Origin of the sequence: Ruegeria sp. HKCCD4884 (assembly GCF_013110855.1) — a bacterium.
GTDB lineage: Bacteria > Pseudomonadota > Alphaproteobacteria > Rhodobacterales > Rhodobacteraceae > Ruegeria.
This window is the reverse complement of sequence record NZ_WVRJ01000001.1, coordinates 111,211-137,552: the sequence shown is the minus strand read 5'-3', so window position 1 is coordinate 137,552 and position 26,342 is coordinate 111,211. Positions and strand designations below refer to the sequence as shown.

Here is a 26,342-nt window from a genome sequence, read left to right as displayed (position 1 = left end):
CATTTTGATCAATGAGATACCCGCACATGTTTCCGGGCGTCTCAGAAATCACGGCAGGTCTTCCAGCCCAGCCTGTAGTCGCACGTCAAAGTGGCGAACTACGGGGCAGCTCTTTCGTAAAAAGAGCACGGACACTTAGACAGTCGCATCCATGACCGTCAAGGCGCAGCACAAAAGAAAACCCCGGCACAGCGCCGGGGTTTTGTAAGCGGTTCAGCGTCTGGTTTAACCCTGAACTTTGGTATACGTCCCCTCGCCCGCCAGAATTCCGCGGAATCCGCCGGGTTCGTCCAGACCGAAGACTATCAGAGGCAGATTGTTGTCGCGCGCCAGCGCAATGGCCGAGGCATCCATAACGCGCAGGCGCTTGGCCAGAACATCATCGTAGGTCACGGTGTCATACCGCACGGCGTCGGCGTGTTGTTTGGGGTCTTTGTCATAAACCCCATCAACACCGTTTTTACCCATAAAAATGGCCTCGCACGCCATTTCATTGGCGCGCAGAGTGGCTGCAGTGTCTGTGGTGAAATACGGGTTGCCGGTGCCGGCAGCGAAAATGCAAACCCGCTTTTTCTCTAGGTGCCGTACCGCGCGGCGGCGGATATAGGGTTCACACACCTCATCCATGCGAATGGCCGAGATCACGCGGGTGAACACTCCGATTTCCTCTAGTGCCGACTGCATTCCCAGTGCGTTCATTACAGTGGCCAGCATACCCATATAGTCGGCTGTGGTCCGCTCCATTCCTTGCGCCGATCCGCTCAGCCCCCGGAAGATATTGCCGCCGCCAATGACCATGCAGATCTCGACGCCCAGATCGTGAACCGACTTCACTTCTTGCGCGATGCGCTGAACTGTTGGCGGGTGCAGGCCGAATCCCTGATCTCCCATCAACGCCTCGCCCGAGATTTTCAGCATCACCCTGTTATACTTTGTTTTCGGGGATTCAGCGGTTTCTAACGAAGGGGAAAGGCTCATGTTGCGCTCCGGGCTGGCACGGGTTTAATTTCCGGCGCAAAATGAAGCAAAAGCTCCGCAGGTTCAATGCGGTTGGTGAGGATTGAGGCAACCGCACATGACCCAGCAATCAACGGCACAGTATTTTCAACACCTGCCTCCTGTTCCCGATGACAAACCGGTCCTGATTGCAGGTCCGACCGCTTCCGGAAAATCCGCCCTGGCGCTTGAGGTTGCCGAACGATTTGGTGGCGTGATCGTCAACGCGGATGCCAGCCAGGTGTATGATTGCTGGCGGGTTGTCTCGGCGCGCCCGTCAGAAGAAGAAGAAGCCCGCGCGCCACATCGCCTGTATGGTCACATTGCATACGATCAGGACTATTCGACCGGGCATTGGCTGCGGGAGGTAACGCCCTTGCTGAGCGGTGCGCAACGCCCGATCATTGTGGGCGGCACCGGTTTGTATTTCACCGCGCTGACCAAAGGCATGGCACAGATCCCTGCCACCCCAGCAGAGATACGGGCTGAGGCAGACCAGATCTCACTGCCTGAGCTCATTACAGGGGTCGATGATGAAACACTGGCCGGTCTGGACGTACAGAACCGGGCGCGTGTGCAGCGCGCCTGGGAAGTGCAGCGCGCCACCGGACGCAGCCTGCTGTCCTGGCAGTCCGACACTCCGCCGCCGGTTCTGAATCTGAAAGACACAGTGCCGATTGTGTTAGACGTTGATAAGGCTTGGCTTTTGGCACGAATAGAACGCCGGTTTGATCAAATGCTAGAGCAAGGCGCTATTGAAGAGGTACGCGCAATGCTGGACAGGTTTGATCCCAACCTGCCAGCCTGCAAAGCAATCGGGGTACCAGAGCTCAGAGCGTATCTGAGCGGCTCAATGACGCTCGATCAAGCCCGCGATCGCGCAACGATTGCGACACGACAATTCGCTAAACGACAACGCACCTGGTTTCGAGCTCGCATGAAGGCATGGAATCACATCGACCCCTCAAAATTATACCAAACTTGACTCCTTTCTGGACTTGTCCGAAAAAGATCTCATAACAAATTGTTTTTGAATACTTTTTTCCCTGACCTTGCGCCATACATGGAAGCTGTACCGCACAAACCCAAAGCTCGCCGCAGTTGCGAAGCAAGGTGTTCAACATAGCGAGAATGTCGTTTTTGTACTCTCAATGACGAATTCGAACATTGACCTAGCCTGAATTCTGGTGCCGAATACTGCCATGGGGATGCTCAGAGACCAACAATCAGAACCCTTTAGTCTGGCGACAGGTAACAACCAAGTCGCGTAGAAGCATAATCAATCAACAAAATCTAATGTCACAGGGAGACATCTATGACGAATGACGTAACCACCAATGACAAGGTGCACTGGGCGGCCGAGATGCACGCACAGGAATACCGTGACGGCAAGCTGAGCCGTCGTGAGTTCCTGGCCCGCGCCACTGGTCTGGGCGTTACCGCAGCCGCCGCCTACGGCATGATCGGCATGGCAGCACCAGCTTACGCCGAAGGCGAAGATGCCAAGAAAGAAGGCGGTACCCTACGCGTTCAACAGGAAGTACGCGCGCTGAAAGATCCGCGCACTTATGACTGGTCGCAAATCGCCAACGTATCACGTGGAACGCTGGAATATCTGGTCGAGTACAACTCGGACGGTACATTCCGCGGCATGCTGCTGGAAGGCTGGGAAGTCAACGAAGACGCGACTGTTTACACTCTGAAAGTCCGTCCGGGCGTCAAGTGGAACAACGGCGACGACTTCACAGCGGACGACGTGGCTCGCAACGTCGCGCGCTGGTGTGACAAGAGCTCGGAAACCAACTCGATGGCTGGTCGTTTTGCGACACTGGTTGACGCGGACACAGGCCAGGCCGTTGAAGGTGGTATCGTGGTTGTTGACGCAAATACTGTCCAACTGAACCTGCCTGCATCGGACATCTCGTTGATCGCGGGTATGGCTGACTATCCGGCGGCCATCGTTCACAGCTCGTTCAACGAAACCGACCTACTGAACAATGTCGGCACAGGCCCATACCTGATGAGCGAGTTGGAAGTCGGCGTGAAAGCCGTACTAACACGCAACGAAAACCACACCTGGTGGGGTGAAGAGGTCTTTGGTCGCCCGGCGCTGGACAGCATCGAGTATATTGACTACGGCACCGACCCGTCTGCTTGGTTGGCGGCATTGGAATCCGACGAAGTCGACATGCTGTATGAATCAGTCGGTGAATTCATCGACGTGATGGACGGTCTTGGCTATGTAAAGTCCGAGGTTGTCACGATGAACACTATCGTAATCCGCCCGAACCAGCTGGCAGAAGTCGACGGCAAGCAGCCCTACGCTGATAAACGTGTGCGTCAGGCGTTGCAAATGGCCGTAGACAACGCTGTTTGCCTTGAGCTGGGTTTTGGTGGCCGTGGCTCGCCTGCCGAAAATCACCATGTCGGCCCGATCCACCCGGATTATTTCGAACTGCCACCGCAGAAAGTTGATCCGGAAGGTGCACGCAAGCTTATGGAAGAGGCCGGCATGGCCGATTTCGAGCACGAATTGATCTCGATCGACGACGACTGGCGTCGGAATACAACCGACGCTGTCGCCGCTCAGCTGCGTGACGCAGGTATCAAGGTCAAGCGGACGGTTCTTCCGGGCAACACCTTCTGGAACGACTGGGCGAAGTACCCGTACAGTTCGACCAACTGGAACCACCGGCCGTTGGGCGTTCAGATTTGGGCACTGGCCTATCGTTCTGGAGAGGCTTGGAACGAATTCGGATGGGCTAACCCGGAGTTCGACGCGCTGCTAACCCAAGCGCTGGCCATTGCGGATGCCGACAAACGGCGCGAAGTGGTCGCCAAGGGCGAAGCGATGATCCAAGAAGAAGGCGTAACAATCCAGCCTTACTGGCGGTCGCTCTATCGTCACATGAAGGACGGTCTGGTCGGTACCGACATGCACGTGTCGTTCGAGCACCATCACTATAAGTGGGGTTGGGCCGCGTAAAGCCAGCCTGCTTCTCACTAGGGGCGCCTGATCGGGCGCCCCTTTCCAGCCGCAGACGTTGCCGACACGGGGTCGGATGTCCGAGGCCAGAAAATGGTCCACTGATCTGCGGAACACCCGAACAACAGGGGCCAACATGGGACTCTTTATCCTCCGACGGTTCGGCGTGATGCTACTTACGGCATTATGTCTTACTTTCGTGGTCTTCTTTTTGACCAACCTCTACCCGAACCTTGAAAAGCTGGCCAAAACCCAAGGCAACCAGCGGATGTCAGACGAGCAAGTTGAAACTTGGCTGGACAATCGAGGCTACCTGCAACCCACACTGATCAAATACGGCCAGTGGCTTGGCGTGATGCCGGGCTTCACAAAAACACTGGACGACGGGACTTTTCTGGGCTCTTGCGTACGACCCGGTTCGACCGAGGAAAACACGCCCCGCTATTGTGGTGTTCTGCAAGGAAACTGGGGCTATTCCACAGTTTTCAAGGACGAGGTTGGTAAAATCGTCGGTGTGCGGCTTGGCAATACCGGCTACTTGATGTTCTGGGTTCTGGTTCTGATGGTGCCTTCGGCGCTGCTTGTTGGTGTGCTGGCGGGGATGCGCGAAGGATCTGCCATGGATCGGTCGCTGTCGACCTTCTCGATCATCACGACCGCGACGCCTGAATATGTATCCGGCGTGATTTTCATCGCGATCTTCACCTCTTCGACCGTCGGCCTGAAATGGTTCAAGGGCACGGCGACGTCGGCAATGGAAAACCCGACATTCGAGAACTTCTTCCTGCCGGTTCTGACAATCTCGCTCTATGGGATGGGTTACATCGCCCGCATGACGCGCGCCTCGATGACCGAGGTGATGACCGCGCAATATATCCGAACCGCGCGCCTCAAGGGTGTGTCCTTCGGCAATATCGTCATGAAGCACGCGTTACGTAATGCGCTGATCGCGCCTTTCACGGTCATCATGCTGCAGTTCCCGTGGCTGCTGAATGGTGTCGTGATCGTCGAGACCCTGTTTAACTACAAGGGCTTTGGCTGGGCGCTGGTTCAGGCGGCAGGCAACAATGACATCCAGCTGTTGCTGGCGATTTCTGTCGTGTCGGTTTTTGTGGTGCTGTTCACCCAGCTGATCTCGGATATCGGCTACGTTTACCTTAACCCGCGTATCCGCATTTCTTAAGGAGGGTGAGATTATGGAACCATTGACCTGGACCGGCTCTATCGCCTTCCTGAACCCATTGTTGATGATCGCATTGGCTGCACTGATTATCTCAATCGTAACGTGGATCGTTGCCAGTATCTTTCTGCCAGAGCAGCAAATAGTCGTAAATTCGGATGGATCCGTCAGTTCGAGCGGCGGCATCCGTGGCCTGATTAACCTTGCGTTGCAGTACAGTTTCCTGGCCTGTGTCGGATTGGCGCTCGCTTATCTGGTGCTTGGTGTCCTTATGGGCACCGGCGCCGGAATAATCGGCGCGATTTCACAGCAGTTCCTGCCCGTTTGGGTGGCATTGATCATCATGTTTGCCATGTCCATCGCGTTTAAACGGCGCCTGGGACTGTATGGCAAACTTTACGACAGCCCAATCGGCATGATCGGCTTTGGCCTTGTGATGTTCTGGGTGTTCACCGGCATCTTCGGCGCACTGGACCTGATCGTTACACATGACCCGCTTGTTCAGCTGTCTGGCATGAAGAACAAGGTCCCCGGCACGCCTATTCCAAACCCTGAAGAAGGCCAGTTTGCCTGGTATCTTCTGGGCGGAGACAATCTGGCACGGGACGTATTCAGCCGCATGGTCAGCGGTGCCTGGATCGTGGTGCAGATTGCTCCACTGGCGACGATGTTTGCCTTTATGGTGGGTATCACCTTGGGTCTGCCTGCGGGATACTATGGTGGTCGCCTCGACACGTTCCTGTCGTTTCTGGCAAACCTGATCCTCGCTTTCCCGGTCATTCTGCTGTTCTACCTGTTGGTGACACCGGAAATCGTGGCGACAGGTGTGCCGAACTATATGGCAGCCGTGTTGTTCATCTTCCCAATCCTGTTCATCGGAGTATTGTTGAATTCGCGCTATTATACGCGCCCGAATTTCCGCACGCCTCTGTTGATCGGGGTTCTGGGTGTAGCGATATGGTTGTACCTGTCACTGATCTCGACTGGCGGTTACATCATCAACACCGAGAGTTATCGAATTTGGGGCCTGCCCACCTATCTGGATCTGTTCGACATTCCAGGCGGTATTCTGGTGGTGTTCGTTTCAGTTGTGTTCGTCAACTCGCCCACGGTATTCCGTATCGTGCGTGGTCTGGCACTGGACATCAAAACCCGGGATTACGTCGCGGCGGCGCAAACCCGTGGCGAAGGACCCTGGTACATCATGCTGTGGGAGATCCTGCCCAACGCGCGAGGTCCACTGATCGTCGATTTCTGTCTGCGTATCGGGTATACAACGATCCTTCTGGGAACTTTGGGTTTCTTCGGACTAGGCCTTCCACCTGAAAGCCCGGATTGGGGATCCACGATCAACGAGGGGCGCAAGCTTCTGTCGATCTACCTGCACCCTGCCCTTCCGCCTGCCTTTGCCCTGCTGTCGCTGGTTCTTGGTCTGAACCTGCTGGCTGACGGTCTGCGCGAAGAAAGTCTGAAGGACTGATGTGATCGAGGCCGGGGGCTCTGCCCCCGGACCCCCGAGGTATTTTTAGCCAGATGAAGGGGATCCCCGCATTTGGTGAGGAGTAAGCAAAATGAGCAAGATGGCGGAATATGACGGCCCGATCCTGGAGATCGACAAGCTGTCAATTTCATTCTTTACCCGCCTGCGGGAAATTCCCGCCGTGATGGACTTCTCGGTCAGTGTGCAGCCCGGCGAGGCTGTGGGCTTGGTCGGCGAATCCGGGTGCGGAAAATCAACCGTGGCGCTGGGTGTCATGCAGGACCTGGGCAAGAACGGTCGGATCGTGGGTGGTACGATCAAGTTCAAAGGTCGGGATCTGGCGGAAATGTCGGCGGAAGAATTGCGCGACATTCGCGGCAATGAAATCGCGATGATCTATCAGGAACCGATGGCCTCGCTGAATCCGGCGATGAAAATCGGCAAGCAGCTGATGGAAGTGCCGATGATCCACGAAGGCGTGAGTGCGGAAGAAGCCTATTCACGGGCATTGGAAGTGGTGACGGATGTGCGTCTGCCTGACCCGGAGCGTATGCTGAATTCTTTCCCGCATCAGCTTTCAGGTGGTCAACAGCAGCGGATCGTGATCGCGATGGCGCTGATGTCAAAACCGGCGCTGCTGATCCTGGACGAGCCTACAACGGCGTTGGACGTGACTGTTGAGGCCGCGGTGGTCGAACTGGTCAAGGACCTGGGTAAAAAGTACGGCACGTCGATGCTATTCATTTCGCACAACCTCGGTCTGGTGCTGGAAACGTGCGATCGTCTGTGCGTGATGTATTCGGGTGAAGCGGTCGAGCGCGGCTCGATCAAGGACGTCTTTGACGAGATGCAACACCCCTACACGCAGGCGCTGTTCCGCTCGATCCCTTTGCCGGGTGCCGACAAGAACTCTCGCCCACTGGTAGCCATTCCGGGGAACTTCCCCCTGCCCCATGAGCGGCCTCCAGGCTGTAACTTTGGGCCGCGCTGCGACTATTTCGAAGAAGGGCGCTGCGACGCAAAAGACATTCTGATGGAGGCTGTGCCCGGAAACGACAGGCACCACACGCGCTGTCTGAAATTCCAGGAAATCGACTGGAACGCCCCCATCACCGTGGGTGAGCAGAAAGAAAAAGGTGAGATCGGTCGGACCGTCCTGAAAATGGACAACCTCAAGAAATACTACGAGGTTGCGGCAAATGCTCTGTTTGGTGGCGGCGAAACGAAGGTTGTTAAGGCCAACGAGACGCTGAGTTTTGAGGCCCACGAGTCCGAAACGCTTGCGATTGTTGGCGAGTCCGGCTGCGGCAAGTCTACCTTCGCCAAAGTACTGATGGGGCTTGAAACAGCTACGGACGGTCAAATCCTTCTGGACAACCGCAATATCGAACAGGTGCCCATTGAGGAACGGGATGCCAAGACCGTTGGCGAAGTTCAGATGGTGTTCCAGAACCCATTCGACACGCTGAACCCATCGATGACCGTGGGGCGTCAGATTATTCGCGCGCTAGAGATTTTTGGCGTCGGAAACTCTGAGGCAGAGCGCAAGAAGCGGATGCTGGAGCTGTTGGATCTTGTGAAACTGCCACGTGCCTTTGCAGACCGGATGCCGCGTCAGTTGTCGGGTGGTCAGAAGCAGCGCGTGGGTATCGCGCGCGCGTTTGCCGGTGATGCACGCATTGTGGTAGCGGACGAGCCGGTCTCGGCCCTGGATGTGTCGGTGCAGGCGGCCGTGACCGACCTGCTGATGGAAATCCAGCGCGAGCACAAAACCACCTTGCTGTTCATCAGCCACGACTTGTCCATTGTGCGTTACCTCAGCGACCGCGTGATGGTGATGTATCTGGGCCATGTGGTCGAGCTGGGCACCACCGATCAGGTTTTTGCCCCACCTTACCACCCCTATACCGAGGCGCTGCTGAGTGCGGTTCCAATTGCGGATACCTCGATCGAGAAACAGCATATCGTCCTGGAAGGCGATATCCCTTCTGCCATGAACCCGCCCCCGGGTTGCCCGTTCCAGACACGATGCCGCTGGAAGTCCGAAGTGCCGGATGGACGCTGCGAATCTCATGTGCCACCGGTGCAGACCCTCGCGGATGGGCATCAGGTGAAATGCCATCTAACCGAAGAAATTCTGGCGAAGATGGAGCCGGTGATCAAAGTCGCCGCAGAGTAACCTTGCCAACTAGACCTAAAAAGGGCCGGTCGTTGACCGGCCCTTTCTGTTGGCGCCGTGGTTTGTGGGGAGACAGGCGGCGCTTAGAAATATGCGTGAGTGGCGGTTCCCGGTGTGTCCTCAGCCTGTCATGACATTGTTTCCGAAGTGCATGAATTCTTGGTTCATTCCGGCAACGTCACCGGCCTCAAGCTGCAAGCTGGCACTTTCGAGCATTTTATAGCTTTGCTGCTCTTTCACCCAATCGTCCGCCGATTGCAGCGTGGTCAGTGTGTAAGAGGTGACCTCGTTCAGGTAATGAGTAGGAATGATAACCTTAGGCTTGAGCTTGGACACAATATCATTGCCCTGCTCAAAGCTGAGGATATGTTCAGATCCGTCCACTGGCAGCGTCAGAACATCCACCTGTCCGATGGCATCCCAGAACTCCTGCGGTGGGTTGTGACGGTTGTCGCCCCAGATCAGCGTTCGAATTCCGCCGGTTTCAACCAGATAGACCACCATATCCATGTGGCCCACATTGTTCGGCGGACAGGCTTCTGCCCCGAACTCGGCCAGCGCATTGGTCCAATCGTACCACCCGGGCGCAACGCAGGCGTGCTTGTCTGCAAAGCCGGTGATCTTGAGATCGGCGAATTCAAAATTGCCTACCATCCGGTCCAGCACCATGGTCGAACTTGGCCGTTCAATTGCGTCATGGTCAAAATGCGCGTGCGTCGACAAAGTGATATCCACAGGGATCTGAGGAAACTCGTTTCTGAACCACAAACCCCACGCCCCCGACGGATCATCACGCCAGGGATCGAACAGAGCCGTCGCCCCGTTGGGTGACGTGATCTTGATAGCGCAATGACCGTAATAATCGATACCAACCGCCCCGGTGCTGGCCTGCCCGGTGGACCCCTGCAGGTCGATCACATGGTTGTTGTTCCCGGGTTGCAACCACGCCTGTGATTGCGCTTGGGCTGGGTTCGCCCCCAGGACAGAAGCTGTCGCGCCAACACCAGCAGCGCCTGCCGCCATGAAGAACGACCGTCGTGAAAGCCCCGGTGCCAGATGATCCTTGTCCCCTTTCACGATGGTCGGCTTCAGATCTTTGCGATCCATGGGATGTTCCTCTCTGTTGGATGTGTGCAGTTCGTCCGCACCTCATGACAGAGCGTAACAAGCCAAGGCATATTGGCTCAGACCGAAAAAATAGGGGTGAAATATGGGGGCATTCCCCATATTCGATGTTCACGAAATCGAGAGCAGATGGCTTCGCAGGTTTTGGTCGCGCCCTTCAAGACCCAGCTTTCGGCGGATGTTGTTGCGGTGGAAATCGATTGTCGACGTCTCTCGGGACAGAGCCTTGGCAATGTCTTTGGTTGTTTTTCCAAACATGACCATCTGCGCAATCTCAATCTCGGTCGGGGTCATGACCGCAAATGCGTCTGTTAGTTTATCTGACAGAGACGACGTAATCTCGCTCAGGTTTTTTTCAGCCAGATCGAGATAGACATTCTGTGCCTCGTCATCGGCAAACTGTGCGCGCACTTTCTCAAGATACGGCAAAACCCGGCCACGGACCTGTTCGACGATCTCGAGATCGCGGCTCTTTCGATCATCCTCCAGACTGGACAGCAATACCCGCAATGCGGTGTTGGTTTCCTGCAACTCACGGGTGCGGTCCGAGACACGGGTTTCAAGTTGCGCCAGCGTTTCGTTCAGCTTTTCTTCCAGTGCGCGACGCAGGTAAACCTCTTGCAACAAAGCCAAATCTGACTCGACCATGCGCGCAAACTGGGTCAACCCTTCGCGAAACAACAACGCCCTGCGGTTTTGTTTGCGATCAAGAACGCAGATTGTGCCAAACACCGATCCGTCCGGCCACTTCAAGGGCAGCCCGATGTAGAACGTCATCCCGTGTTCCAGGTCTTCGTTATCGGACCAAACCGGGTCACAGGAGGCATCCTCGACCACCAGTTCTCCGTCCCGTTGAAGCACACCCTGACAATAGAGCTTGGGATTCAACTGAAAACTCATCCCAACCGGATAGGGGTTTTCCGGATGGTCCGATGTAATCAGAACCGCATGATCCGGCGCATCGGTCTTCATGATCAGGCTTGCAGGCACATCTGCCAACTCAGCCACCAGATCAACCAATTGTTGCCAGTTGGCCAGCGTTTCCTTTGGAATCTGTGGATGATCAGTGGGCACGGCGGACCTCAGTTGTGACTGGGCGATACCCGATCAGGTTAGTTGGTCCGAATGCAGAGAATCAAGAAACGCGCCCTCTGCGCCGCAGCATCATGCCTAGCCGCCCCAGATGACCTTCACGTAGTTCTGGGTTTCTTTGTATGGCGGTATGCCACCATGCTTTTCGACCGCCTTTGGACCCGCGTTATAAGCGGCCAGGGCCAGCGGCCACGATTTGAACTTGCGATACTGCCACGACAAATAACGCGCCCCACCCTCAAGGTTTTGCTTTGGGTCGTGTGGGTTGACCCCCAAAAGCTCGGCGGTCTGAGGCATCAGCTGCGCCAGTCCCAGCGCGCCTTTGTGAGATTTCGCCTGCGGGTTCCAACCGCTTTCCTGCTGCACGAGCCGCAGAAACAGATCTTCGGGGATGTTGTGCAACCGGGCTGCCTGACGCGCCAGATCCAGATATTGGCCGCGATACTTGCCGGTATAACGCTTGCTGGTTTGCGCACGCGAGGTTTTGGGCTTGAGACGCTCAGAATCCCGATACTGCGTGGCTGCGCGCGAATCCAACACTTTGGATTGCTTCAGGAAAATATCCTTTCGGCTTTTGGTAGACAGCGTTTGCGCCTGCACAGGCGCAACAGCCAGCACAAGGCAGACAACAGTAAACCCAGCAACCCAAGAACGCATCAATGCCAATCCTGCTCGATCAGAAACCAGTCGGAGTATAGGTATTCCCGACAAAAATGAAAGCTTGGTAAACATCAAAGTAAGACTCTTGTTGAACACTGTTGTATCAACTGTGTTCCAACCACGATGCAGGCCGTATAGGGTCTCACGAAACAAGCCGCGCCGGATTCGGCGCATATACGCGAAACAGAACGAGGAATTACATGGCGGGTTCAGTCAACAAGGTCATTCTGGTAGGTAATCTTGGCCGCGACCCCGAGGTTCGGTCGTTTCAGAACGGCGGCAAAGTGTGCAATCTGCGCATTGCCACCTCGGAAAACTGGAAAGACCGCAACACAGGCGAGCGTCGCGAACGTACGGAATGGCATTCGGTCGCCATCTTCTCAGAGCCTTTGGCCCGCATTGCCGAACAATATTTGCGCAAGGGCAGCAAGGTCTATATCGAAGGTCAGCTGGAAACCCGCAAGTGGCAGGATCAGTCCGGTCAGGACCGGTATTCGACCGAAGTGGTTCTGCGCCCCTATCGCGGTGAACTGACCCTTCTGGACAGCCGTGGCGAAGGTGGCGGCGGCAGTGGCGGTGGTTATGGCGGCGGCCAAGCTGGCGGTGGCTACGGCGACCCTTACGGTGGCCCGTCCAGCTCACCAGCGCCTGCATCGGGTGGAATCGACGACGACGAGATTCCGTTCTAAACGAAACGGAGATACAACATGACATGGTCCTTCTCTCTCGGCCGGTTGCTCGGGTCCGAACTGAGGGTCCATGTCACCTTCTTTCTGCTGTTGGCCTGGGTCGGCTTTGCAGCCTATTCCGTGGGCGGTCTTCCGGCGGCCATCGACCACCTTGTTTTTGTGCTTGCGCTATTTGCTTGTGTGGTTGCGCATGAATTTGGCCATGCCCTCATGGCCCGGCGCTATGGTATCAAAACCCCTGACATTACTCTGCTGCCCATCGGTGGGTTGGCCCGGCTTGAACGCATGCCGGAAAAACCGATGCAAGAGGTCTATGTGGCGCTTGCGGGTCCTGCAGTGAATATCGTCATCTGGATCGTGCTTGTTGCCCTTGGCGCGGGGACGCCCTTTGAAACCTTTTCGCAAATAGACGCGCCCGGCACAGGGTTGTTGGACAGGCTGGCCTATATCAACCTGCTGCTGGCGGCGTTCAATATGATACCCGCTTTTCCCATGGACGGGGGCCGCGTATTCCGCGCCCTGCTCTGCTTGCGTATGGACCGGGTCAAAGCCACCCGCGTGGCAGCAATTGCTGGCCAAATCGTCGCCGTTGGGCTTGGTTTCCTTGGGCTTAGCTCTGCGAACCCCATTCTTGTCCTGATTGCAGTGTTTGTGTTCGTTGCCGCCAATGCCGAAAGCCAGGATGTTGCACTGCGATCCGCCGCCCGCCGCGTATTGGCACGGGACGCCATGATCACCGAGTTTCACGCCTTATCCCCCAGCGACACGCTCAGCACGGCGGCGCAAGCCGTCATTCATACGACACAGCACGAGTTTCCGATTCTGGATACCGACCATACGCTGTTGGGCTTTGTGACCCGAAACCGTTTGTTCACAGCTCTGGCCAGCGATTTGCCCAGATCAACCGCTGCACTTTCGGTGATGGATGCCGATATACCTTCGGTTTCGCTAACGACAGGGCTCGAGGGCGTGTTGGCGCATTTACACAAAGGCGCTCCGGCTATCGCGGTTGTCACGCAGGACGGGCGCATGGTGGGCTATATCACCCGTGAGAATATCGGTGAACTCATGGTGATTCAGGGCCGCTAGGGCCCTGTTTCACGCCGTCGCCAAAGCGTCTGACAGGACTGACAGAACAGCGTCTTTCGGAACATCAGATGTAACAAAAGCCTGACCGATGCCGCGCGCGAGGATGAAGCGCAATTGCCCATCCACAACCTTCTTGTCCTGCCCCATCAGTTCCACCAGCGCGTCGGCACTTGGTAGATCACCCGGAATATCGGCAAGGTCGGTTTTCATCCCCATAGCTCGCAGATGCGCCCGCACCCGGCTTGGGTCTTCCTGCGAACACAGGCCAAGACGCGAGGACAGTTCAAACGCAAGCGCACAGCCGATGGCGACGCCTTCGCCATGCAGCAGCCGGTCGGAATAGCCTGTTGCCGCCTCAAGCGCGTGGCAGAACGTATGCCCCAAGTTCAGCAAAGCACGATCACCCTGTTCGGTTTCATCCCGCGCAACGATATCGGCTTTCATCTGCACAGAACGCGTGACAGCCCGCACCCGCGCCGCCACGTCTCCGGCGGACACACTTGGGCCGTTTTGTTCGAGCCAGTCAAAGAATTCCGCGTCACCCAGCAGACCGTATTTCACGACCTCGCCATAGCCCGACAGAAAATCCCTCTGGGTCATGGACCCCAGAACCGATGTATCCGCCAGAACGAGTGAAGGTTGATGGAACGCCCCAATCAGGTTTTTGCCCTGAGGCGCATTGATCCCGGTTTTACCCCCAACCGAGCTGTCGACCTGTGCCAGCAGCGAGGTGGGGATCTGCACAAACCTGACCCCGCGGCGCAGGACAGCCGCAGCAAAACCTGCTAGGTCGCCAATGACACCACCACCCAAAGCCACAACCACGTCACGGCGTTCGACTTTCTCGGCCAGCAGCCATTCAACCGCGCGTTCGAAATATGGCCAGCTTTTTGTGGCCTCGCCAGCGGGCAAAGCCAGCGCGGTCATCTCGATCCCCGCAGCGCTGAGCCCCGCGCGCAACGCGTCCAAATGCAGGTCAGCCACGTTTTCATCGGTTAGGACAGCGACTTTGGGGCGCGGTAGCAAGGGCGAAATCCACTCTCCTGCCCGCGCCAGCAGATCCGGCCCGATTTCAACATCATACGAACGGTCGCCCAGATCCACATGTACTGTTTGATGCATTACTTCAGTTCCAAAACATCGGGGCGCGCCAACAAAGCGTCGACAACCCTGTCCACCATATTTTCGATCGAGGTTTCGCCATCCGACTCTGCGATCAAATCCGCCTCGGCATAAACGGGCACGCGCGCCTCGTAGAGAGCCTTTAGTGTCGCATAAGGATCAGCCGTTCGAAGCAACGGACGCGTGTCTTTGTGACGTACCCGGTTCCACAAAACGTTCAGGTCGGCCCGAAGCCAGACCGAAGCGCCCTTCTGGCTGATTGCAAGGCGATTCTGAGGTTGCAGAAACGCCCCTCCTCCGGTGGACAGGATGCCCTTTTTCTCCCCCAGAAGACGTCCGATAACCTGCGTTTCTTTCGCACGGAAAAAGGGTTCGCCATCCCGTTCGAAGATTTCCGGGATGGTCATGTTGGCGGCTGATTCGATCTCAGCGTCGCTGTCCAAAAACGGAACGCCAAGGCGCGCGGCCAAGGCGCGGCCCACAGCGGTCTTGCCTGCCCCCATCATCCCCACCAGAACCACGGTTTTATGCAGATGAAATCTGCCCTGTGTGTCCGAGATGTGCGTGTTATGCTTAATTTCGCTCATTTCACCGTGAATGACGTGATCTTGGGAAAAATGCCAGTTATAACTTGGCCAAAATCAAAAATTGAGGCAGCGTGGGGCCATGGGCCGTCTGATCAAATTCGTGATATATGTTCTTTGCCTGGGTTTCATTGGGCTGGTGGCTTATGCCTATGTCGGGCCGTTCTTCGGCGCGGATTTTTCGGCGCCTCAAAGTGAAATCCGCGAACCGGTCGAACTGGATGTCAACTAAACCGGCGCTTTTCGCCATCTTTCTGGCAGGATCGGCGCAGGCACAGGACCCTTTGTCGGCCATCGAATGGCTGACAAACCCTCCTGAAAACCTGCCCGGAACTGTTCTGTTGGAACCGCCAGTGACGCAGAACGGCGCGTTGCCGGATATCGAAGTCACCTCATTGGAAGCCTTGTCGCGTCCGCTCGGTCTTGTGTCATCATCTGTGACCGGCCTTCCGATTGATCTTTGGCAAAGCAGTGATCCCAAGCGTCTGGCTGACCTGATTGCCAAGACCCCGGTCCGTCACAACCCCGCCATGCAGCGCTTGTTGTTCACGTTGCTTTTGTCAGAAACACGCGCCCCATCCGGGTCAGACGCGCATGAGGTTTTACTGTTGGCGCGTCTGGATCGGCTGATGCAACTGGGTGCTGCAGATCCGGCGCAGTCGCTTGTGCAATTGGCTGGGCCGACGGACACGCAAGAGCGGTTTCAACGCTGGTTTGACGCGACATTGCTGACCGGCGATGAAGACCGCAGCTGCACTGCGCTTATTGCTGAACCGCATCTGTCGCGGGACTATGCGGCGCAGATCTTTTGCAAAGCCCGACGCGGGGATTGGGTGTCCGCAGCGCTGACCCTGGAAGCCGCACATGCGCTAGAGCTTCTTCCACCAGAAGAATTGGCGGTTCTTGATCGGTTTCTCAGCCCCGAGTTGTACGAAGACGCGGCATATCTGCCGCAGCCCGAGGCCCCCGACCCGCTGAACTTCCGCCTGTTCGAGGCTATCGGAGAACGCCTGCCATCGGCACCTTTACCTCGTGCATTTGCAAACGCAGATCTGCGCGACGTTGCAGGCTGGAAAGCCCAGATTGAAGCCGCAGAACGGCTGACGCGGATTGGCGCTTTGACCCCAAATCAGCTTTTGGGCCTTTACACCGAACGTGATCCCGCCGCATCCGGCGCTGTCTGGGACCGAGTTTCGGCAGTACAACGGTTTGAAAGCGCGTTGGACACGGGCAACGCGGACGCCATCGGAAAAACACTGCCTGCTGTTTGGCAACAAATGCGCAGTGTGGGCCTTGAGGTTCCCTTTGCAGAGCTTTTCGCAGAACGTTTATCGCAGGTTTCCTTACCAGTGCCCGCGACTGAAAACCTGCGATGGCGCATCCTGATGTTGTCGGACATGTACGAACGCGCGGCCCTTGCGACACCGGACAGTTCGACCGACACTTTGTTCCTGGCGGCGCTTGCCCAGGGCGATCCTGGCCGGGCCATATCGCCTTCACCCAAGGCAGATGCCATCGCACAAGGGTTTGAATGGTCGGCACCCGTACCCAGTGATATCGACACACTGCTGTCCAACGGTCAGTTGGGCGAGGCCATTTTGGAAGCAATGCAACTGTTTGCCCATGGCGCGCGCGGTAATCTGGTGGATCTGACCGGAGCAATCGCGACCTTTAGAAAGGTGGGGTTAGAGGATACAGCCCGCCGCGCCGCCCTGACACTATTGATCCTGCAAGAGCAGTGACCATGAACGGTCCGGCATCTAACGAGCTTTGGATCTCAACCTTCCTGCAAGCACAGGCGGCTGAACTTGGCGCGGCGACAAACACGTTGCTGGCTTATGGTCGTGATCTGAAAGATCTTGCCGCTTGGCTGGAGCACAGAACCACCGGGTTTGAACAGGCCGACCGTGATCAGATCGAAGCCTACCTGATCGACTGCGATGCGCAGGGATTGTCCCGATCAACGCGTGCAAGGCGCTTGTCGGCCATCAAGCAACTCTATCGGTTTGCTTTTGAGGAAGGTTGGCGCGACGTGAACCCCGCCATTCAAATCAAAGGTCCGGGGCGGCAGAAACGTCTTCCAAAAACTTTGGATGTGTCCGAGGTGGACCGGCTGCTGGACGCCGCACGGCAAACCGGACGCACCCAGGCGGACCGCGTGCGCAACACATGTCTGATGGAATTGCTTTATGCGACCGGCATGCGCGTGACCGAGCTTGTGTCCTTGCCCGTCTCTTCGGCGCGCGGCGATCCGCGTATGCTGCTGGTGCTGGGCAAAGGCGGCAAGGAACGGATGGTGCCCCTGTCCCCACCCGCGCGGGATGCATTGGCCGCTTGGCTGACCGTGCGCGACGACGCCGAAGAGCAGACCGTGGAGAAAGGTGGCCAACGGTCCCGCTTTTTGTTCCCTTCGCGCGGAAAATCGGGCCATCTGACGCGACACAGGTTCTTTCTGCTGGTCAAGGAACTGGCCGTACACGGCGGTGTTTCACCCGAAAAAGTCACGCCACACACATTGCGACATGCCTTTGCCACGCATCTTCTGGCCAATGGCGCTGATCTGCGTTCGATCCAGACCCTGTTGGGTCACGCCGACGTCGCAACAACCGAGATTTACACCCATGTTCTGGACGAACGTCTGGCGGAACTGGTGTTGCAGCATCACCCGCTGAGCAAAGACCCCAAGAAAGACGAAGGCTAAGCCCTTGATCCGGCGGGGTGGCATCCCCATAACGGATGCAGAACTCTAACTCTCAAGGACCAATGGAACCCTCACCTTCTCTGATCGACAGCACTTTCTGGTTTACCTCTGGTGCTATCCTCCTTTTGCTCGTCTTGTCCGGCTTCTTTTCTGGCTCGGAAACAGCGCTTACGGCCTCTTCTCGCGGAAAACTCAGGGCGCAGGCCGACAAAGGATCACGCGGGGCAAAAAAGGCGCTCGAGATCACCGATGATAACGAGCGTCTGATCGGATCGGTTCTACTGGGCAATAACCTGGTCAACATTCTGGCGGCGTCGCTGGCGACTGCACTTTTCACACGACTGTTTGGTGAAAGCGGCGTGGCCTTGGCAACGTTGGTGATGACCTTGCTGGTTTTGATCTTTGCCGAAGTGCTGCCGAAGACCTACGCCATCACCAATTCTGAAAAAGCTGCATCTGCGGTTGCACCAATCATCAGCGTGGTTGTAACGGTGTTTTCGCCTATCGTTGCCGCTGTGCGATTGCTGGTGCGCGGTGTCTTGCGCCTGTTTGGGGTGCAGATCGACCCCGATAGCAACATTCTGGCCGTGCGCGAGGAAATCGCCGGAGCCCTACAACTTGGCCATTCCGAAGGCGTGGTCGAAAAGGAAGACCGCGACCGAATTCTGGGCGCGCTGGATCTGGGTGACCGCGCGGTGGAAGAGATCATGTTGCACCGCTCGAACATCGAGATGATTGATGCCGACGCCGCACCCGAAGCGATCCTGAAGCAATGTCTGGAAAGCCCACATACGCGCCTGCCCGTCTTTCGGGACGAACCGGAGAACATTGTGGGTGTTGTGCACGCCAAAGACTTGTTCCGCGCCATGTATGCGCAAGCCGGTGGCAGCGATGGCGGCACTGACCGTCTGGCCAGCTTTGATATCGGTAAAGTTGCCAATGACCCCTATTTCGTACCGGAAACCACCACTCTGGACGACCAGATGCGTGAATTCCTGCGGATGCACAGCCATTTTGCACTGGTGGTAGACGAATACGGATCTTTGCGCGGCCTGATTACGCTGGAAGATATTCTGGAAGAGATCGTAGGCGAAATCGCAGACGAATTTGACATCGAAGAAGAGGTGCCGGTCACTCGCACAGATGATGGTCAGTTCCTTGTGGAAGGTGCCATGACCATCCGCGACGCCAACCGTGCGCTGGACTGGTCCTTGCCGGATGAAGAAGCCAACACCCTTGCAGGTTTGGTCATACACGAGGCACAGATGATTCCGGTCGTGGGTCAGGTGTTTTCGTTCCACGGATTCCGGTTCGAGGTCACCGCTCGCGAAGGCAATCGCATCACCGCATTGAAAGTGCGTCCGCTTTAAGGCTAAGCGGAAACCGGTGCCCCAAATCCGGGCACCGGTCGGTGTCAAAGACTTACGCGAACCAGGTCCGGCTGGCGACGTAACCATCCATCAGGTCGCCGTTTGCATGCGCGGACCAACCCGTCACCTTGTCCGAATACCCGTCAATGAACTGGTTGAACATCGGGTTGATCAGACCGCCTTCTTCCCAGACGATCCGGGCCATCTGACCGTAGATCTCTTTGCGCTTGCTCTCGTCCAACTCGGCGCGCGCCTTCAGCAGCAGGGCGTCGAACTGCTCGTTTTTGAAGCGGGTATCGTTCCAGTCTGCTGTGGACAGGTAACCGACGGACCACATCTGGTCCTGCACCGGGCGCCCGCCCCAATAAGACGCGCAGAACGGCTTGTTGTTCCACACCTCGGACCAATAGCCATCTGCCGGTTCCCGCTGGATTTCCAGCGGGATGCCCGCCTCTTGCGCTGACAGCTGAAACAGCTGCGCCGCGTCGATCGCACCAGCAAATGCCGCGTCTGAGACGTGAAGTACGATTGGTGATCCGTCATGCCCGGACGCCTTGTAGTGTTCAGCAGCTTTGGCCAGATCAAACGCACGCTGCTCCATCGAGTCGTCGAACAGAGGATAGGCTTCGTTGATCGGAATATCATTGCCAACCGAGCCATAGCCGCGCAGCACCTTGTCCACCAGTTCCTCGCGGTTGATGGCGTATTTCAGCGCCAAACGCAGGTCCTTGTTGTCGAAAGGCGCGGTGTCGCAATGCATGACAAAGATGTAGTGCCCACGGCCCGACGATGCGTTGAGCGTTACGCCTGGTGCGCGACCAAACAGTTTGGCGGTGCGTGGCGGAACGACGTTGATCGCGTGCGCCTGCCCCGCTTGCAGAGCAGCAGAGCGGGCGGTATCATCGTTCAGAACCAAAATCTCGTGGCTGTCGTAGTGGCCAACGCTTTCATCCCAGTGGTTGGCGAACTTTTCAAATGCGTAACGCACACCCGGTTCATCCGCGACCACCTTATAGGCCCCGGTCGAAATCCCGTCTGCCGGGTTGTCCATGCCGCCGCCCGGCTGCATGATCAGGTGATAATCCGACATCAGATAAGGCAGGTCAGCATTCGGAGTGGTCAGGGTGATGACCACGTTGTCTCCATCGACCCGAATATCCTCGATCCCGCGCATGATCCCCAGCGCACCGGATTGAGCGTCCTCGTTCGAGTGGCGTGCCAACGTCAGTTGAACATCCTCTGGCGTCAGGGTTTTGCCGTTGTGGAACTCTACGCCTTTGCGGATACGGAAGGTCCAGACCTTGCCATCTTCTGTTGCTTCCCAGCTTTCTGCGATGCTTGGGGCAATGCCGCCCTCCGCAGTGACAACGGTCAGCGTGTTGCCAAACGCTCGCAGCGCCTTGGCGGTCACATGCGACGCCGACAGGGCAGGATCCAGCGTGTTGGTGCTTTCGCCCCCTTTCAAACCCAGAACAAAGTGTCCCCCTTTCTTAGGCGTGTCCGCCAGACCCGCTTCGGCCCAGATCGTGCTGGCCACAGCTGCGCTCAGGCCCAGGGCCGCGGATTTCGCCATGAATTCCCGGCGGCTCAGCGCTTGGGGGTTGAGATCGAATTTACTCATTTCATTTCCTATCTGAGTGTCTCATGAAGGTGCAGTCGCGCGGCCCTTAGATTGATTCTGTAACAGGCGCGTGACCGACCTCAGGCGCGTCTATCCCGCACTGCAAATGACTTCCACGACAAGTTTTGTCGCATTTGGCATTGCGCCTAAGGGCGCGCTGCGCACACTGGCGGAAATCAATCGGAGGTCCCTATGAAATTGCAAACCCGCGTGGTGGTCATCGGCGGCGGTGTCGTCGGCTGTTCCGTTCTGTATCACCTGACCAAACTGGGTTGGTCAGATGTCATGCTGCTGGAACGCTCTGAACTGACCTCGGGCTCGACCTGGCACGCGGCGGGTGGGTTTCACACGCTGAACGGCGACACCAACATGGCCGCGCTTCAGGGCTATACCATCCGGCTGTATAAAGAACTGGAAGAGATCACAGGCATGTCCTGCGGTCTGCATCATGTGGGTGGCGTGACGCTGGCCGACAATCAGGACCGCTTCGACATGCTGTTGGCAGAACGCGCCAAGCACCGTTTCATGGGGCTTGAGACGGAAATCGTCGGGCCAGACGAGATCAAAAAGATCGCACCTATCACCAATACCGATGGCATCATCGGCGCGCTGTTTGATCCTCTGGACGGGCATCTGGATCCGTCGGGCACCACTCATGCCTATGCCAAGGCCGCACGCATGGGCGGGGCAACAATCGAAACCCATTGCATGGTACGCGAAACCAATCAACGCCCCGATGGCACTTGGGAAGTCGTGACGGACAAGGGCACCATTCACGCCGAGCATGTAGTCAACGCAGGCGGCCTATGGGCGCGTGAAGTGGGCGCGATGGCCGGTGTCTACTTCCCTCTGCACCCGATGGAGCACCAGTATCTGGTCACGGATTCGATCCCGCAGATCGAAGCGATCATTGATGCGGGTGGCGAGCATCCACATGTGATGGACCCGGCTGGCGAAAGTTATCTTCGGCAAGAAGGACGTGGGCTTTGCATAGGGTTCTACGAGCAGCCTTGCAAACCCTGGGCTGTGGATGGCACGCCGTGGGAGTTTGGTCACGAACTGCTGCCTGATGACTATGACAAAATCACCGACAGCATCGAGTTCGCCTACAAACGTTTCCCGGTTCTCGCCGAAGCTGGTGTGAAGTCTGTAATCCACGGGCCGTTCACCTTTGCGCCCGACGGCAACCCGCTGGTCGGGCCGGTGCCTGGAATGCGCAATTACTGGTCGGCTTGTGGCGTGATGGCCGGATTCAGCCAGGGCGGCGGGGTTGGCCTGACACTGGCGCAATGGATGATCGAGGGCGAGCCAGAGCGCGATGTCTTTGCCATGGACGTGGCCCGGTTCGGCGACTGGATCAGCCCCGGTTATACGCGCCCCAAAGTGATCGAGAATTACCAGAAACGCTTCAGCGTCGCCTACCCGAACGAGGAACTGCCAGCTGCGCGCCCGAACCGCACGACGCCGATGTACGACATCTTCAGCGATCTGGGCGCAGTCTGGGGCCAGCAATTTGGGCTCGAAGTCGCCAACTACTTTGCCCAAGGGGATGAGCCGGGCTACGAAACGCCTTCGTTCCGTCGTTCAGACGCCTTCGAGGCGACGGGACGCGAAGTGCGTGCCGTGCGCGAGAACGTTGGCATAAACGAGGTCCATAACTTCGGCAAATACCGGATCACCGGACCAGCGGCGCGGGATTGGTTGGACCGGATAATGGCAGGACGTATGCCAAAACCCGGACGCCTGTCCCTGACACCGATGCTGTCGCCTAAAGGCAAACTGATTGGCGATTTCACCGCGTCGTGCCTGAGCGAAACCGAGTTTCAGTTGACAGCCTCCTATGGCAGTCAAGCGTTCCACATGCGCTGGTTCCTGCAAAATGCGCAGGATGGCGTTTCCATCGAGAACATCAGCGACCGCTTGAACGGGTTTCAGATCGCTGGTCCCAAGGCAACGCAGGTTCTGGCCGCCTGCACCCGAGATGACCTCAGTGAATTCCAGTTTCTTGATGTTCGCCGCATGACCGTTGGCATGACCGAATGCATCGTTCAGCGGGTCAGCTATACCGGCGATTTGGGGTACGAGATCTACTGCGATCCTATGGCCCAGCGGCAACTCTGGTGGGCTTTGTGGGAAGTCGGCCAAGCGCATGGCATGGTTCCTTTTGGGATGCGCGCAATGATGAGCCTGAGGCTGGACAAGTTTTTCGGCTCGTGGATGCGAGAATTCTCGCCCGACTACACCGCTGCGGAAACCGGGCTGGACCGCTTTATCTCATTCCGTAAGAACAGCGACTTTATCGGCCGCGCCGTTGCCGAGGCAGAACGTGCTGACGGAACCAACCGCAACTTGGTCGCCTTCGAAGTCGATGCAGACGACGCAGATGTGAACGCCTATGAACCAATCTGGCTGGACGGTACTGTGGTCGGTTTCTGTACATCGGGCGGGTACTCTCACTTCGCGCAAAAATCCATTGCAATGGGTTTCTTACCTTCTGACCGCGTCTCCGATGGATTAGAGGTCGAAATCGAAATCCTTGGGCAGATGTGCAAGGCAAAAGTACTCTCAAAGCCTTTGTTTGACCCGGACGGTGCACGCATGAGGGGATGACACTGCGTTCTACCGGCGGCATTGTGACGGCATGACTGATATTCCCATCATCCTGCTGGCCGCCGGACAATCCAGCCGCATGGGCGGCGTGGACAAGTTGTTGCAAATGATTGACGGGGTCCCCTTGTTGACGCGATCGGCGCGCAGCGCGCAGGCTGTCGGCCCCGTGCTTGCTGCCCTGCCCCCTAAACCACACCCCAGATATGACGCGCTGAATGGTTTGGATGTTCAGGCAGTACCTGTTCCCGACGCCGAAGAAGGCATGAACGCAAGCCTGCGCGCTGCGATGCGACGGGTTTCGTCCGACGCTCCAGCAGTGATGGTCTTGTTGGCGGATCTGCCGGATCTTTCCAGTGCCAATCTGGCTGCGGTCTTGAACGCACGCAAAACCCACCCCGACAAGCTTGTCTGGCGCGGTGCCACTGCGCAGGGCAAACCCGGTCATCCGGTGATCTTTGACCGAAGCCTTTTTGGCCAACTCTCAGATTTGCAGGGCGATGACGGTGCTCAACAAGTGGTGCGGGCTCATCAAGGCAAAGTACATCTGCACCGCTTGCCAGACCGAAATGCTCTGCTTGACCTGGATACGCCCGATGACTGGAACGCTTGGCTCAAAAAGCGGCGCCTAAAATAAACACGGCCCGGTCTTGAAGACCGGGCCGGTGCCCAAAACAGGACTACCACTTTTCTCAATCCCAAAAGCCTGGTCAGCTTGCCTTCACGACAACCCGACTACATAGCAGCCAAACCTAAACAAGACCCCCTCGTTAACACGCCGCTAAAACTCTCGGTGACTGAGTGAACCAGCAGCGCCCCCTAGCGCTTTTGGCTCCCCCTCACTTGGGCATGTTCATCCTCACTGATCTGAACACGCGAAACAACGTAAAATTGGAAGGTATGGTTAACTTAGCTCAACTTTGAATGGTTTTTGAGCAACAACGCTCCACACGTCAATCAACCTATAGGGGATTGAACGATTGTACACACGATAACGATTCGAGGTTATGCACAAACTTATTCGTGCTTACGCCTCGCTCACGTCAAAGTTTTCACATCAAGTCCAGCTAAACGCCAACCTGAGCACAACCATTGAGGGAGCTGTATTTTTCCCCATCCTGTCGAAGGATCATTGTCAACAAAACAAAAATAATTCAATGCTTTTGAAAGTTTGACGTCGATTTCAGCAACAATCCTCCGATTCGCACGCCGACAACCCGGTAATTTTAGCGAATCCCGTACTGACGTCGGCCGCCACAGAACACTGGGTTTGTGGCAAAATTAAGATTTCTTCACATATCCCTAAGGAAAGACCAATCCTGCCGGTCCATCTCTTGTTTCAACGCGCAGTCGCACCTGCGCGACACATACAGGAGACAGAAATGAGCATCCGCAAATCATCGCTATTACTTCCCCGGACCTCCAACTGGATGGGCATCAGTGCCTTGGGCGCAGCCATGCTGGCAACAACTGCCATTCCATCCATGGCGGACGAGGCATTGGCAGATCTGGTCGAAACCGTTTCACCTTCGGTCGTGACCATCATCGCGGAACAAGAAATCGTACCCGGTGCGACACCCGGGCAAAACTTTGACTTCGACGGGCATCCGTTTGGCGAATTCTTCAAACGCTTCGGCGCGCCCGAAGGCTTCAACGCCCCCCAGCAAGGCCCAGCACAGGGTTTGGGCTCGGGCTTTGTTCTGGATGAAGCGGGATACATTGTCACCAATCACCATGTCGTGGAAAACGCTTCAACCGTGACCGTGCGGCTGAACGATGACCGCACCTTTGAGGCCGAAGTGATCGGAACAGACCCACTGACCGATATCGCCGTTTTGAAAATCGATGCGGACACCGCACTTCAGGCCGTTGAGATGGGCGACAGCGATGTAATCCGCGTCGGCGAAGATGTTGTGGCCATCGGTAACCCGTTTGGTCTGAGTTCAACCGTAACCACCGGTATCGTCTCAGCAAAGGGTCGCAACATTTCCGAAGGCCCCTACGCAGAGTTCATCCAGACGGACGCGGCCATCAACAAGGGCAATTCAGGTGGACCCCTGTTCAACATGGATGGTGAGGTTATTGGAGTGAATTCAGCCATTTATTCACCCAGCGGTGGGTCGGTGGGCCTAGGCTTCGCCGTGACGTCGAACATCGTAGAACACATCACCGCCGATTTGCGTGACGATGGCCAGGTTAGCCGCGGCTGGCTGGGTGTTTCGATCCAAAACGTCAGCCCGCAACTCGCTGCAGCCCTCGGGATCGATGCGTCATCCGGTGCACTAGTGTCTGATGTGGTTGCCGACAGCCCAGCGGATGGCGTTCTGAAACAGGGCGATGTGATCCTGTCCTTCAATGACGAAGCCGTCGATTCCAGCAGTGATTTGCCCATTCTGGTCGGCACAACCAAAGTTGGTACTGACAGTACCTTGAAAGTCTTGCGTGACGGTAAAGAGGAAACGCTGACTTTGACCGTGGGTCAACACCAGGCAGCGTCTGCGCAGGCCGACACGCCGGTCGAAGCTGAGGTTGCAGGCACCACGCTGGGCGTCACAGTCGCCCCGCTGACCGAGACGGTACGCGCCGAGACCGGTGTGTCCGAGACGGTCGAAGGCGTTGTGGTCACAGACCTGAAACCGGACAGCCCAGCCGCAAAGGCCGGTCTGCAGCGTGGTGACGTCATCGTCAAACTTGGCAACCAGGACACGTTCACACCTGACGCCTTGAAGGCTGCACTGGACAGCGAAAAAACCGATCCGGCGCTGGTGCTGATCAATCGCGGTGGCAGCCAGATCTTCGTCGCGGTCGAACTGGCCTAACCTTGAACACGCGCGCGCCGCTTGATGGGGATTTTCGGCGCG

General features: G+C 56.9%; 21 protein-coding genes. 14 read left to right on the top strand and 7 right to left on the bottom strand.

What is annotated here, in order from left to right:
• Positions 1-225 precede the first annotated feature (225 nt).
• The gene (gene pyrH / locus GS636_RS00625) at positions 226-978 is read right to left on the bottom strand and encodes a UMP kinase (RefSeq protein ID WP_171089645.1); all 753 of its coding nucleotides are present in this window, start codon (positions 976-978) and stop codon (positions 226-228) included.
• A gap of 97 nt (positions 979-1,075) precedes the next feature.
• Between pyrH and miaA the strand changes: the two genes are divergently transcribed.
• From miaA to GS636_RS00600, 5 genes are all read left to right on the top strand, one after another.
• Positions 1,076-1,981, top strand: a complete 906-nt coding sequence (gene miaA / locus GS636_RS00620) for a tRNA (adenosine(37)-N6)-dimethylallyltransferase MiaA (protein ID WP_171668102.1) — start codon at positions 1,076-1,078, stop codon at positions 1,979-1,981.
• Positions 1,982-2,311: 330 nt separating this feature from the next.
• Positions 2,312-3,982 (top strand): ABC transporter substrate-binding protein, encoded by a 1,671-nt coding sequence (locus GS636_RS00615; protein ID WP_171089641.1) that lies wholly within the window; start codon positions 2,312-2,314, stop codon positions 3,980-3,982.
• Positions 3,983-4,118: 136 nt separating this feature from the next.
• The gene (locus tag GS636_RS00610; protein ID WP_171089639.1) at positions 4,119-5,165 is read left to right on the top strand and encodes an ABC transporter permease; all 1,047 of its coding nucleotides are present in this window, start codon (positions 4,119-4,121) and stop codon (positions 5,163-5,165) included.
• 13 nt (positions 5,166-5,178) lie between these two features.
• On the top strand, positions 5,179-6,642 hold the full coding sequence (locus GS636_RS00605) for an ABC transporter permease (protein WP_171668101.1): 1,464 nt from the start codon (positions 5,179-5,181) through the stop codon (positions 6,640-6,642).
• Between the two features lie 91 nt (positions 6,643-6,733).
• The gene (locus GS636_RS00600) at positions 6,734-8,821 is read left to right on the top strand and encodes an ABC transporter ATP-binding protein (RefSeq protein WP_171668100.1); all 2,088 of its coding nucleotides are present in this window, start codon (positions 6,734-6,736) and stop codon (positions 8,819-8,821) included.
• A 120-nt stretch (positions 8,822-8,941) separates the two neighbouring features.
• Here the strand turns inward: GS636_RS00600 and GS636_RS00595 are convergent, their stop codons facing one another.
• From GS636_RS00595 to GS636_RS00585, 3 genes are all read right to left on the bottom strand, one after another.
• Complete coding sequence (locus tag GS636_RS00595; protein WP_171668099.1) at positions 8,942-9,928, bottom strand: MBL fold metallo-hydrolase; 987 nt, start codon at positions 9,926-9,928, stop codon at positions 8,942-8,944.
• Positions 9,929-10,057: 129 nt separating this feature from the next.
• Positions 10,058-11,020 (bottom strand): LuxR C-terminal-related transcriptional regulator, encoded by a 963-nt coding sequence (locus GS636_RS00590; protein ID WP_171668098.1) that lies wholly within the window; start codon positions 11,018-11,020, stop codon positions 10,058-10,060.
• Between the two features lie 96 nt (positions 11,021-11,116).
• Complete coding sequence (locus GS636_RS00585; RefSeq protein WP_171668097.1) at positions 11,117-11,695, bottom strand: lytic transglycosylase domain-containing protein; 579 nt, start codon at positions 11,693-11,695, stop codon at positions 11,117-11,119.
• 203 nt (positions 11,696-11,898) lie between these two features.
• Here GS636_RS00585 and ssb point away from each other — a divergent pair, with 203 nt between their 5' ends.
• Positions 11,899-12,387 (top strand): single-stranded DNA-binding protein, encoded by a 489-nt coding sequence (gene ssb, locus GS636_RS00580; RefSeq protein ID WP_171174437.1) that lies wholly within the window; start codon positions 11,899-11,901, stop codon positions 12,385-12,387.
• A gap of 18 nt (positions 12,388-12,405) precedes the next feature.
• Positions 12,406-13,476, top strand: a complete 1,071-nt coding sequence (locus GS636_RS00575) for a site-2 protease family protein (RefSeq protein ID WP_171668096.1) — start codon at positions 12,406-12,408, stop codon at positions 13,474-13,476.
• A 9-nt stretch (positions 13,477-13,485) separates the two neighbouring features.
• Here the strand turns inward: GS636_RS00575 and aroB are convergent, their stop codons facing one another.
• Positions 13,486-14,598, bottom strand: a complete 1,113-nt coding sequence (gene aroB / locus GS636_RS00570; RefSeq protein WP_171668095.1) for a 3-dehydroquinate synthase — start codon at positions 14,596-14,598, stop codon at positions 13,486-13,488.
• The gene (locus GS636_RS00565; protein ID WP_171668094.1) at positions 14,598-15,185 is read right to left on the bottom strand and encodes a shikimate kinase; all 588 of its coding nucleotides are present in this window, start codon (positions 15,183-15,185) and stop codon (positions 14,598-14,600) included. The genes aroB and GS636_RS00565 overlap by 1 nt, the downstream gene beginning before the upstream one ends.
• Positions 15,186-15,264: 79 nt before the next feature.
• Between GS636_RS00565 and GS636_RS00560 the strand changes: the two genes are divergently transcribed.
• From GS636_RS00560 to GS636_RS00545, 4 genes are all read left to right on the top strand, one after another.
• A complete protein-coding gene (locus tag GS636_RS00560; RefSeq protein ID WP_171089619.1) occupies positions 15,265-15,414 on the top strand; it encodes a hypothetical protein in 150 nt (49 codons plus the stop codon).
• Positions 15,404-16,924 carry a hypothetical protein gene (locus GS636_RS00555; RefSeq protein ID WP_171668093.1) on the top strand — a complete coding sequence of 507 codons (1,521 nt, stop codon included), beginning with the start codon at positions 15,404-15,406 and terminating at the stop codon, positions 16,922-16,924. The genes GS636_RS00560 and GS636_RS00555 overlap by 11 nt, the downstream gene beginning before the upstream one ends.
• Before the next feature lie 2 nt (positions 16,925-16,926).
• A complete protein-coding gene (locus GS636_RS00550) occupies positions 16,927-17,883 on the top strand; it encodes a site-specific tyrosine recombinase XerD (protein ID WP_171668092.1) in 957 nt (318 codons plus the stop codon).
• Between the two features lie 62 nt (positions 17,884-17,945).
• Positions 17,946-19,253 carry an HlyC/CorC family transporter gene (locus GS636_RS00545; RefSeq protein ID WP_171668091.1) on the top strand — a complete coding sequence of 436 codons (1,308 nt, stop codon included), beginning with the start codon at positions 17,946-17,948 and terminating at the stop codon, positions 19,251-19,253.
• A 52-nt stretch (positions 19,254-19,305) separates the two neighbouring features.
• Here the strand turns inward: GS636_RS00545 and GS636_RS00540 are convergent, their stop codons facing one another.
• The gene (locus GS636_RS00540) at positions 19,306-20,874 is read right to left on the bottom strand and encodes an ABC transporter substrate-binding protein (protein ID WP_171668090.1); all 1,569 of its coding nucleotides are present in this window, start codon (positions 20,872-20,874) and stop codon (positions 19,306-19,308) included.
• 192 nt (positions 20,875-21,066) lie between these two features.
• On the opposite strand from GS636_RS00540, the gene GS636_RS00535 reads away from it, so the two are divergent.
• The 3 genes from GS636_RS00535 (at position 21,067) to GS636_RS00525 (ending at position 26,300) form a co-directional block, all read left to right on the top strand.
• On the top strand, positions 21,067-23,484 hold the full coding sequence (locus GS636_RS00535; protein WP_171668089.1) for an FAD-dependent oxidoreductase: 2,418 nt from the start codon (positions 21,067-21,069) through the stop codon (positions 23,482-23,484).
• A gap of 31 nt (positions 23,485-23,515) precedes the next feature.
• Positions 23,516-24,118 carry an NTP transferase domain-containing protein gene (locus GS636_RS00530; protein ID WP_171646852.1) on the top strand — a complete coding sequence of 201 codons (603 nt, stop codon included), beginning with the start codon at positions 23,516-23,518 and terminating at the stop codon, positions 24,116-24,118.
• A 745-nt stretch (positions 24,119-24,863) separates the two neighbouring features.
• Positions 24,864-26,300: a DegQ family serine endoprotease gene (locus GS636_RS00525; RefSeq protein WP_171668088.1), complete on the top strand. Its 1,437-nt coding sequence runs from the start codon at positions 24,864-24,866 to the stop codon at positions 26,298-26,300.
• Positions 26,301-26,342: the final 42 nt, after the last annotated feature.